This is a genomic window from Trebonia sp., assembly GCF_030042015.1.
Classification (GTDB): Bacteria; Actinomycetota; Actinomycetes; order Streptosporangiales; family Streptosporangiaceae; genus Trebonia.
The window spans coordinates 1-8075 of the sequence record NZ_JASIAL010000250.1 but is presented as its reverse complement, the minus strand read 5'-3'; the positions used below and the strand labels follow the sequence as shown (position 1 = coordinate 8075).

Here is an 8075-nt window from a genome sequence, read left to right as displayed (position 1 = left end):
CGGCAACCAGCCCGGGGACGCTGAAGGTGATCAACCCGGCCACCGGCGGGGTGTTCGCCGAGGTTCCCGACTGCACGCGCGAGCAGCTGGACGCCGCCATGCAGGCTGCCCAGCGGGCGTTCGGCGCCTGGAAGGGCGACTACGACAAGCGGCGGGCGGTCATGTACGCCTGCGCCGACGCCCTGGAGGCCAACGCTCAGGAGCTAGGCCGGCTGGCCACCCTGGAGCAGGGCATGCCGCTGCCGGCCGGCGTCGGCGGCGTTATCAGATCCGCCCATGACTTCCGGTACTACGCTGACCTGGACATCCCCCGCATCACCGTGCAGGACGACCAGGACGCCCTGGTTGAGATCGTCCGCCGCCCGATCGGGGTCATCGCCGCCATCAAGCCGTGGAACGTGCCGATCGGCATGGCCGTCAACACGATCGCCCCGGCCTTCCGCGCAGGCTGCACCGTGGTGCTCAAGCCGTCGCCGTTCACCCCGGTGGTGACGGTGCGGATGGGCGAGGTCCTGCGCGAGCTTGTCCCCGCCGGGGTGCTCAACATCGTCTCCGGCGGCAACGAACTCGGCCAGTGGATGACCGGGCACCCGGTCCCCCGCGGCATCTCCTTCACCGGATCGATCGCCACGGGGAAGAAGGTGAACGTGGAGGCCGCGGCCGACCTCAAGCGGGTCCTACTGGAGCTGGGCGGCAACGACGCGGCCATCGTGCTCGACGACGCCGACTCGGCCGACGTGGCCGACAAGCTGTTCTGGTCGGCGTTCCGCAACTCGGGGCAGATCTGCATGGCCGTCAAGCGGGTCTTCGTGCCCGAGGAGATGGAGCAGCAGGTCGTCGAGGCGCTGGCCGCCAAGGCACGCTCGGTGAAGGTCGGCGACGGCCTCGATGAGGGCACCGAACTCGGCCCGATCAACAACAAGCCTCAGTTCGAGCGGGTCAAGGGCCTTGTGGCCGAGGCGATCGAGCACGGCGCGGTGGCGGTCGCCGGCGGGCACCCGATCGAGGGGGACGGCTACTTCTTCGAGCCGACGATCCTCGCCGGCGTGGCCGAGGGCACCCGGATCGTCGATGAGGAGCAGTTCGGGCCGGCGCTGCCCGTCCTCACCTACCGCACTGTCCCCGAGGCCATCGCCCGGGCCAATGCCACCAACTACGGGCTCGGCGCCTCGGTGTGGTCGTCGGACCCGCTGCGGGCGGCGGAGGTCGCCGAGAAGCTCGAGGCCGGCACGGTATGGGTCAACACCTACATGCAGCTCACCCATGACGCTCCGTTCACGGGCATGAAGTGGAGCGGGCTCGGCTCCGAGATGGGCCTGTGGAGCATCTACGCCTACACCGATCCCCAGACCGTCTTCCGGACCCGGGCCCAGGTCATCAGGAAAGGCACGGGCGAGCCTCCCGATCCTCGGTAGCAACCCGCCGGCGCTCCAGCCCGGTTTAGAGTGTGTCCTCAACAGGAGGTCGCGGCGTGACGCTGGTGTTGATCGGCCTGGTCGGCGGGATCATTACGGGCCTGTCCCCGTGTGTCCTGCCAGTCCTTCCCGTCGTCTTCCTCGGCGGCGGCAGCGCGGGGCCGGACACGGCGTCAGTGAGGCGGCGGCCCTATCTCGTCGTCCTCGGCCTGACGCTGAGCTTCGCGGTCTTCACGCTCTTCGGCAGCCTTGTTCTCGCCAGCCTGCACCTGCCGGAAGATGCCATCCGCTGGCTGGGCCTCGCCCTGCTGGTGCTGGTCGGGCTCGGGCTGCTTATACCACCGCTCGGCCACCTGATCGAGCGGCCGTTCTACCGGTCCCCCCAGCGCGCCCTCGGCTCCGGGCGGAGCGGCTTCCTGCTCGGTATTGCCCTCGGCGCGGTCTTCGTGCCGTGCGCGGGACCGGTCCTAGCGGCCATCATCGTGGCGGGCGCGACCGGTCACATCGGGCTCCGCACGATCGGCCTCACGCTGGGCTTCGCCGTCGGCACCGCGATCCCGCTGCTCGCCTTCGCGCTGGCGGGCCGCGGCATTTCCCAGCGGCTGGGCGCTTTCCGGCGGCATCAGGGTGCGTTCCGGGCGGTCAGCGGCGTCGTGGTCATCGCCCTGGCGGTCGCGCTGACGTTCAACCTCTCCGACATCGTTCAGCGCGACATCCCGAACTACACCCAAGCCGTCGGCAACTCCCTGGAAAAGGGAGCCGCGGCCGTACCCAAGGACGCCGGCGTGTCACTGCTGACCTGCCAGCAGGCCGCCTACTACGGCAGCTCCGGTCTTGAGGAGTGCGGCGCGGCGCCCAACTTCGAGGGCATCCAGCAGTGGTTCAACACCCCCGGCGGCAAGCCGCTGAGCATAGCCTCGCTCCGGGGCAAGGTGGTCATAGTCGACTTCTGGGCCTACTCCTGCATCAACTGCCAGCGCGAGCTTCCGCACGTCGAGGCGTGGGCGAAGGACTACGCGGGCGACGGCCTCGTGGTCGTCGGCGTGCAGACACCTGAGTACGCCTTCGAACATGTGCCCTCCAACGTCGAGGCAGGCATCCGCCGGCTCGGCCTCACCTTCCCGGTCGCGCTCGACAACTCCTACGACACATGGAACGCGTATGACAATCAGTCCTGGCCGTCGACGTACCTCATCGACGCCACCGGCCGGATCCGGTACGTCTCCATCGGGGAAGGCGACTACACCCACGAGGAGCAGCTCATCCGCCAGTTGCTCGCCGCCGCCCGGCCCGGGCTCACCCTGCCGCCGCCGACCAACGTCCCCGACCTCACCCCCGATGACCCCGAGCAGTCACCCGAGACCTACCTCGGCGAGGACCGCGAACAGTTCTACGACGGCGCCGTCGCCTACACGAGCGGCCAGCACCGGTTCACGCCGCCCGCCGCCCTCCCCGCTAACTCGTTCTCCCTCGCAGGCACCTGGACCGTCGGGCAGGAGGCGATCACCGCCGGCCGCGACGCTGCGGTCACGCTTGCCTACCACGCCTCGTATGTCTACCTCGACGTAGGAGGCACCGGCACCCTCACCGTCTCCGGCAACGGCACCACCAAGGCGATCCGGGTCTCCGGCGCCCCCGACATCTACACCGTCGCGGCCAGCAAGTCCGCGCGAAACGGCACTGTGACTGTCAGGCTCTCGCCAGGGCTTGCGGCCTACTCGTTCACCTTCGGGTGAAAGGCCGGCCGCCTGCTGGGCGGGGAATGCGTGCCCGGCCTGGGTGCGCCGGGCGGGCAGCGGGATGATTTCCAGGCGCTCCTGGGTGAGACCGTAGGCATCGGCGATGAGGCGCAGTCGGCGAGCATGTCCTGGCGGCGGGCCAGCGCCGCTGTAAGGTTGTGCCGTCCGTCGCGCGGGCGCAGACACCCGCGGCCAGCGGCCGCGCGGCGATCCGGACTCCCGCAGGATGCCCGGCTAGGGAGATGACCAGATGAGTGGGGCGCCGGAGAGCATCTCAGACGTGCTCCGTGCCCTGACCGTGTTCCCGGCCGAGCTGCCGGCATTCGACACCCAGTCGGCGCCAGGCGATCCGGTCACCCTGTTCCTCACGTGGCTCAGGGACGCTATCAGGGACCAGGTCCCTGGGCCGCACGCCATGACCCTGGCCACCGCCGATAGCACCGGCCGCGTCTCATCCCGGGTGCTGCTCTGCAGGGACGTCGACGAGGCCGGCTGCTGGTACTTCGCTTCCAGCGCGGGCAGCAGGAAGGGAAGGGAACTGGCGGCCAGCCCGCGTGCCGCCCTGTCGTTCTACTGGCCCCAGCAGGGTCGCCAGATCCGCATCCGCGGCACGGCCGCGCCCGTGCCGAGCCAGGACAGCGCTGCGGACTTCCTGGCCCGCTCGCCGGCCTCCCGCGCCGAGGCGCTGACCGGCCGCCAGTCCGAACCGCTGGACGACCTGGCCGAGCTCGACGAAGCCCTCCGCCGCGCCCAGGCCGAAATCGCCGTCAACCCAGGGCTGATCGCCCCCGACTGGACCCTGTACGCCCTGTCGGCCGACGACGTCGAGTTCTGGCAAGCCGATCACCAGCGCCGCCACATCCGCCTGCAGTACCAACGCGGCGCAGGGGCGTGGACCCGCCACTTGCTCTGGCCCTGAACTCAGGGACACCGGAGGTCGACGCGGTGGCGTCGGCCAGCAGTCCAAGGGCATGCTCCTTCTTGACGTCCTTCCGCTGCCGGCACCGCGTTCTCGTGGCGCAGAACCAGCAACTCGGCCTCCTTAAACAGGTCGCGGCGAAGCCGGCGCGGCCCATGATGAATACGGCGCCCGTCGGCGAGGAGCGTGCTCACGGCTAAGTCGCACTGCGGGCTGATGAGCCCCGCTATTCACGCTGTGATCTCCCCGAGATACGCACTGCCATCGATCGCGGCCGGAACACGGAATGCGACAGATGCCTCTGACCTGGCATTTTATCCCCCCTAAGGGGTTTCCGTCCCCCAGCAGGTAGCCGTTCCTATCCGACGGTTACCCACGTGGCCTATATTGCTGCTGAGCGAGGGAACAGGCTGGAACTTCTCCCACCGGGAGAAATGCTTCATTAGTTGCTTAGTTCCGTTGCTGGAGGCTGGTGTGGTCCACAAGGATCAGGGACCTGGACCTGACCCCTCCATATCATTTCCTTTTAATTTTACTCGAATTCTACTTTCAGGCCTTTCGTTCGTGCCCAGTCTGACAAGAGAGAGAGTTCCCACATGACCTACGTCATTGCGCTGCCCTGCGTCGACCTGCTCGACAAGACCTGCATCGACGAGTGCCCCGTCGACTGCATCTACGAGGGCGAGCGCATGCTCTACATTCACCCGGACGAGTGCGTGGACTGCGGCGCGTGCGAGCCGGTCTGCCCAGTCCAGGCGATCTCTTTCGAGGCTGACGTTCCCCCCCAGTGGAGGCGCTTCTACTCGGTCAACGTCGAATTCTTCGCGGATCTCGGCTCACCGGGTGGCGCGTCGCGGGTCGGCAAGATCCGCAAGGATCACCCGCTCGTGGCCTCGCTGCCGCCCCAGCGATAGGACACCCGATTCTCGCCGCAAGGCTGACCGGTTCCCTGGGACCGCGCACAGGAAGGTGGGCTGATGAAGCCTCTCGAGTATGAGGTGCAGAGGGGCCGGAAGTCCCGGGACACAACGAGCGTCCCCAGGACCGCCGGACGCGAGTCCCCCCCTGCCACCGACCCGCGCGTGCGACCGGGCGGCGGGCCCCCCGGCCGGCGTCCGGGGCCGCGGGATCCGGCACGTCAGGACTACCCCGGCCAGACCGCACTGCCGCGGCAGGGAATACCTGGGGGATCGGCCCACCCGTCCGGCCCGATGCCGGCCATGCCCGCGCGATCGGGCCACCCATCCGGCCCCATCCCGGCCATGCCCGGGCGATCCGCCCACCCGTCCGGCCCCATGCCGGCCATGCCCGGCGGATCGGCCCACCCGTCCGGCCCGATGCCGGCCATGCCCGGGGGATCGGCCCACCCGTCCGGCCCCATGCCGGCCATGCCCGGCGGATCCGCCCACCCGTCCGGCCCGATGCCGGCCATGCCCGGGGGATCGGCCCACCCGTCCGGCCCCATGCCGGCCATGCCCGCGCGATCCGCCCACCCGTCCGGCCCCATGCCGGCCATGCCCGCGCGATCCGCCCACCCGTCCGGCCCCATGCCGGCCGTGCCCCCCCGCGCAACGGGCAGACCGCAACGCGGGCCCGCGCGACCAACCAGTGCAGCGAACCCGTCCGCCCAGCCTTACGGCGGTAGCGGCTACGGCGGGGACGACCGTGCCTACGGCGACGCCGGCCGAGGCGGCTACAGCAACGGCTATGGCGGGAGCGATCACGGCTACACCAACGGCTATGGCGGCAATGGCCGTGGCTACAGCAACGGGAACGGCCACGGGAGGAACGAGCTCGGCTACAGCAACACCTACGACGGGAACGACCCGGGCTACGGCAACGGCCATGACGGCCGTGGCGATTACGCCAGCGGCTACGTCAGCAACGGCCGCGGCAACGGCAACGGCAGCGCCTACGGCAACGGCAGCGGCTACGCCTACGGCAACGGCAACGGCAGCGACGACCGCGGCTACGGCGGCCGCGGCACCGGCCCTTACGGCACCGGAGCGCGCCCCAGCGGCAGGCGGCCGGAGGTCATTGTCGCCGACGCCCCCAGGCCCGGATGGGAGCAGGCCGGCAGCAGGGGAGCCCGCAGTGCGGAAAGGGCGCCAGCGAGACGGGATGGGCAAGGCCTGCAGGGTTATCCCCCCCGCCGGGGGGCCATGGAGCCACGGAACGGGGATTCGCTCTCCATGGCGGCCAGGATCTTGTCGGTTGCTGACAACGAGGCCGCCGCGATAACGCAGCAGGCCTCCTTCCGGGCCGCGATGGTCACACGGCAAGTTGCCCACGAAGCTACGGAAATACGGGAAGCTGCCGAGCTAGAAGCCGACCAGATCAGGCAGCAGGCGGCTGTGCAGGCTGCCGCGGTGCGCGAGGCGGCTGAAATCGAAGCTGCCGAAGTGCGCGCGGCGGTCATGTCGATGCAGACCGAGCTCAATGAGTTCGCCGCGCGCATCTCGAGCACTCTCCCCAGCCCGGCTCTGCCACGGACACCGCCGGCCGAGCGGCCGGCGGTGGGCCCGGCGGTAAGCCCGTCCGCGCGACCGAAGACAGGGCCGGATCCGGTGCCCGCGGAAAAGCCGATCGAGAGACCCGTGGCACGGCCAGCAGAGAGACCCGTGGCACGGCCAGCGGGGAGGCCCGCGGCACAGCCAGCCGGGAAGCCCGGAGCACGGTCGGCCAAGAGGCCCGCGTCCGGGCAGGGTCGGCAGGCTTCCGCCTTTCGCTTCGCCGTGATCGCGACATCTGGCCTGTTCCTGGTGGCCGTCGTCGCGGGCGTCACGGAGATACATCTGCACGGATTCGACTTCTTCGTCTTCCGGGCGGTCGGGGTCGGTGAGACAGGGGCTGGCGGCCTTCAAGAAGATCAGGGCCCGGGCCAGCCGGACGCACCCAAGCCAACGCCCAGCCACGTCAAGGTACAGCCGCGCCCGCACCACACGGTCGTCACCGTACACAAGGGTCAATAGCAAGCAGCGGGGACAGGAAGGAGAAGTCACGATGGCCAGGAGCCCTGTCGGAAGAAGGACAGGCGGAGAGTTCGCGTCGTATAACTACCAACCGGCCCCATATGGCGGCCCAGCGACCTACGAGCCAGATCTATCCCCTGCCGATGCCATAGGCACACGCAGGGAGGTGGCGAAGCCGGCGGATGACCATCAGCCGCAGCAGCGGGCGGATAAGAGCCGTCTGGACGAGTGGATGGAGGTGACTTTCAAGTTCGGCGGCTCGCGGATCAAGCGGAAGGCGGTCGCGCTCATCCTGCTCGGCATCCCCGCGGTGGCCCCGCTGTTCTTCATGCTGCCCGCGCTGGTCACGCTGAACAACAACACCTTCTCGGTCTCGGTCGACGACACCCTGGGCACCGGCGCCGAGCTGTGCCTGTTCTTGTGCCTGCTCGTCACTCCGCTGGTCACGCTGACCGGGCAGCGCTGGTTCGTCGGGCTGCGCCGCTGGTACGGGATCATGATGGCGTGCTGCGCCATCGGCGATGCCATCGCCGCCGGCCTGACTGATACCTTCGCGTTCGGCTTCTTCGGCGTCGTTGCCGGGCACGCATTCGAGCTCATGGGTTTCATGATGGTGTTGCTGGTGATCCCGCTGCTGATCACCGGCAACCCGTGGGCGCAGCGCAAGCTCGGCAAGTACTGGAAGATGCTGCACCGGCTCATCTATGTCATCTGGGGGCTGCTGTTCTGCCACCTGGCTCTGCTGGAGGGATTCGGGTTCGAGCGGGGGAACAATGGTTCCGGATTCGCCGGTGACGGTGACCCCATCTTCCACCAGCGCCTCTACCAGTACGGAGCGGCCAGCGTGTTCCTGCTCCTGCTCAGGCTGCCGCCGGTAAAGCGCTGGATCGCCGCTCGTCAGAAGGAAGGCCGGAACTGGCTGGTCTGGGTGACCATCCTGCCGGTCTTCGCGCTGTTCGTCTTCGCCATGACCTTCATCCTCAACGAGGAGATCTTCAAGGGAATCAACTCCTTCAAGGAGACCCCCAGC

At 69.0% G+C, this 8075-nt stretch carries 7 protein-coding genes; 6 read left to right on the top strand and 1 reads right to left on the bottom strand.

Going from position 1 to position 8075, the window contains the following annotated elements; genetic code table 11:
• From Q1N79_RS13405 to fdxA, 4 genes are all read left to right on the top strand, one after another.
• A partial coding sequence (locus Q1N79_RS13405; RefSeq protein WP_367185067.1) for an aldehyde dehydrogenase family protein occupies positions 1-1415 on the top strand: 1415 nt, incomplete at its 5' end.
• A 56-nt stretch (positions 1416-1471) separates the two neighbouring features.
• Positions 1472-3151: a cytochrome c biogenesis protein DipZ gene (locus Q1N79_RS13400; RefSeq protein WP_300608925.1), complete on the top strand. Its 1680-nt coding sequence runs from the start codon at positions 1472-1474 to the stop codon at positions 3149-3151.
• A gap of 253 nt (positions 3152-3404) precedes the next feature.
• A complete protein-coding gene (locus Q1N79_RS13395) occupies positions 3405-4073 on the top strand; it encodes a pyridoxal 5'-phosphate synthase (RefSeq protein WP_300608923.1) in 669 nt (222 codons plus the stop codon).
• A 596-nt stretch (positions 4074-4669) separates the two neighbouring features.
• On the top strand, positions 4670-4987 hold the full coding sequence (gene fdxA, locus Q1N79_RS13390) for a ferredoxin (protein WP_300608922.1): 318 nt from the start codon (positions 4670-4672) through the stop codon (positions 4985-4987).
• Positions 4988-5217: 230 nt separating this feature from the next.
• Here fdxA and Q1N79_RS13385 read toward each other — a convergent pair whose 3' ends face one another.
• Complete coding sequence (locus Q1N79_RS13385) at positions 5218-5622, bottom strand: hypothetical protein (RefSeq protein ID WP_300608920.1); 405 nt, start codon at positions 5620-5622, stop codon at positions 5218-5220.
• Between the two features lie 7 nt (positions 5623-5629).
• Between Q1N79_RS13385 and Q1N79_RS13380 the strand changes: the two genes are divergently transcribed.
• Positions 5630-7045: a hypothetical protein gene (locus Q1N79_RS13380; protein ID WP_300608918.1), complete on the top strand. Its 1416-nt coding sequence runs from the start codon at positions 5630-5632 to the stop codon at positions 7043-7045.
• A gap of 232 nt (positions 7046-7277) precedes the next feature.
• Positions 7278-8075 (top strand): ferric reductase-like transmembrane domain-containing protein (locus Q1N79_RS13375; RefSeq protein WP_300608916.1); only part of this gene is annotated, 798 nt, incomplete at its 3' end.